Genomic DNA, 3076 nt, shown 5'->3' on the forward strand with positions numbered 1-3076 from the left:
ATATGAATAAAAAAAATTTAATTAAATTAATCGCCACAACAATACTATTAGTAGGGATTATTATAGTGATTGTATTTAATTACCAAAGCTCTCGTAGTAGTATTTTAATAAAGTCTGACTTTAATTATAATAAAGAAGATAAATTAGTGTCTAACATTCTAAATGCTAGACAATCTATACTATTCTTTGATTATGATAATACTTATAAATTTTATAAACAAGCTCTAAAAAAAGAACCTGCTAATGAAGGAATTTTAGAGGAATATTTATTTTTCCTAGTAGCCAGAGATGATTATAATAAATCTTTAAAAATAGCAAAAAAGGTTGTTAAAAATTCCCCTAAACATTTTTTAGGGAATCTAGTATTATTTATTTCTTATATCAAGGATAGAAATTTAAAAGACGGACAAAACTTTTTAGAATCTTTAAATCCTGAATCAGGTTCACTAAATTATATTATGCTGAGTGTAATTACTAATATTAATACTTTTAAAAATAATCCTTCATCATTTGAGAAAAACTTTGCTTATTTAAAATCGCAAATGCCTGATTTTTATTACAATCAGTTAGCAATGAATCAGTTATTAAACGGCGATACTGCTAAATCTTTAGAAACTTACCAGTATATTATTCATAATTTTCCCTCACTAGACTCTGTCATTAGACATACACATTTGGTATATACTAAAAATAAACCTGAGGGTATTACTATGTTCAAAGAATATTTAGACGATAATTTTTTAACAACTGAACAAGCAACTATTTATTTAAGTAAATATAAATTTACCCTTAGTGCTAAAACTTTAGTCTCTGATGCACTATTTCGTTTAGCTCGCTTAATGAATCAGGAATCTCAAATAGCATATTTATTACCTGATTCTATTCTTTTAAGTCATCTTGCTTTAATGTTAAACGAAAATAATGAAATTGCCCGCTTAGAAATTGCTAATTATAATGAAAAAATTGGTGATTATGATACTGCAATCTCTAATTATAATCAAATCAATAAGAATAGTTTTATTTATAGAATGTCTTACCAAAGAGTATTTTCTATCTTACAGGAATTAGGATATAAAGACAGAGCATTAGAAGTACTAGATGATGCTATTAAAAATGATACTACAAACCCTTTACCTTTACTAGAAAAAGGACATATTTACCATAAAAGCGGACAATATGAACAAGCAATCTCAGCCTATAGTACAGCTTTAAGTTTATCTAACCTTTACAATATAGAATTGTCTAAATGGTTAGGTTTGTATTTTAGGGGGATTTCCTATAATAAGTTTGGTAATTGGGCTAATGCAGAACAAGATTTATTAGATGCTATGAAAATCAATCCTAATGATGCTTATCTCTTAAATTATTTAGGATATTCTTGGTTAGAAAAAGATAAGAATATCAAAGAAGCTACCAAGTTAATTACCAAAGCTTTAAAGAAAGATCCTAATAACCCTAATATTATGGACAGTTATGCTTGGGTTTTGTTTAAACAAAAAAAATATCAGGAAGCTTTTAATTTAGCTTCTAAGGCTGCAACTAAAATTCCTTATGATGCAGTATTAGCTAATCATCTAGGAGATATCTACTGGCAATTGGGTAATAAAAAATCTGCTATTTATCAATGGAAATCCGTATTAAATCTGAATCCTGATTATGAGATTAAAAAAGAAGTTAAAGAAAAGTTACAAGGTGTTTTACCAATTTATTTAGAAAAAAAAGGTTTGGATATTATTAAAAAAATTAATGATTATCAAGAAGATTCTTAGCTTCATAGTAATTATTAGATATAAAAATTCCCTTCTTACCCAAGTGTAATTAAGTATTTTGAGAGTAATGTTAGGATATATGGAAAAAAATACTGAACTACAAGCAACTACTTATACTACAAAAGCTTATGCTAAACTTAATCTATTCTTACACATTATTGGGAAAGATTCCAATAATTATCATCAACTTGAAAGCTTAATAGCCTTTGTTGATTTATATGATATTTTAGAATTTAGACCAGCCTCTAAATTATACTTGGAGATTAACGGTACTTTTAGTACTAACTTATCTAATTATAAGGATAATTTAGTGTTTAAGGTTGTAGATTTCTTTAGAAATAAATTCAGACGTTCCTTTAATTACAATATTAAACTTACTAAAAATATTCCTATAGGAGCAGGGTTAGGTGGAGGGAGTAGCGATGCAGCTCAAACTATTCTAGTACTAAATTCTCTACTTAATCTTAATTTATCTAAAGTAGAACTATTAAATATTGCTAAAAACTTTGGAACTGATGTACCAATGTGCCTATACGGTAAATCCTGTTTTGCTGAAGGTATAGGAGAAATATTAACAGAGGTTATTTTACCTAAAAATTTATTTTTATTACTAATCAATCCCCTTATTCATGTTGCTACACCTTTAGTATTTAAGAATTTTATTCATAATTTTTCTAACCCCCTTAGAAACATACCAGTATTTAATAATAAAAGCTCTTTTATTACTTATTTATTAGCACAACATAATGATCTCTATCCGGTGGCTACTATAATAGCTCCTCAAATTACTAAAATATTAACTACACTCAACCAAACTAGTAGCACCATTAGTAGAATGAGTGGCTCAGGAAGCACCTGTTTTGCTATTTATGAAACTTCTGCGGAGTTAGAACTTGCTCACTCTTATTTACAAAAGCTCTTTCCTGATTATTTTATAGTAAGTAGTAAAATTTTGTAATTTTTTCAAGTTGCTTTAACTGTAGCAGGAAAATTAAATAGGACGGCTTATTAAGAGTAAGAGATAAGTATTTGCCAAGTTTTTATTTATAGAAAACTACTCTTATATATAACTAAGTCTTCTTTTTTTATATCTAAAACTGGCTATATACAGAATTCACAATTTATTATTTAGATAAAATATATCAGAATTTAAGTGATTATTTTTTATTGAAATACTATTTATTGTACAATATCTCTAATTTATTTTGAGGTAGCAAAATAAGAATTTTATTAATATTTCTAAGTATTCTAGTTGGGGAGATCGGAAGAGCGTCGTGTAGGGAAAGAGTGTAGATCTCGGTGGTCGC

Annotated in this window: 2 protein-coding genes; both read left to right on the top strand. The window is 27.2% G+C overall.

Going from position 1 to position 3076, the window contains the following annotated elements:
• Nucleotides 1-1769 (top strand): tetratricopeptide repeat protein (locus ACQCX0_RS01235; protein WP_462562306.1); only part of this gene is annotated, 1769 nt, incomplete at its 5' end.
• 79 nt (nt 1770-1848) lie between these two features.
• Nucleotides 1849-2727: a 4-(cytidine 5'-diphospho)-2-C-methyl-D-erythritol kinase gene (locus ACQCX0_RS01240; protein ID WP_462562308.1), complete on the top strand. Its 879-nt coding sequence runs from the start codon at nt 1849-1851 to the stop codon at nt 2725-2727.
• Nucleotides 2728-3076 lie beyond the last annotated feature (349 nt).

The sequence above is a fragment of the Candidatus Hepatincolaceae symbiont of Strigamia maritima genome (genome assembly GCF_055505085.1).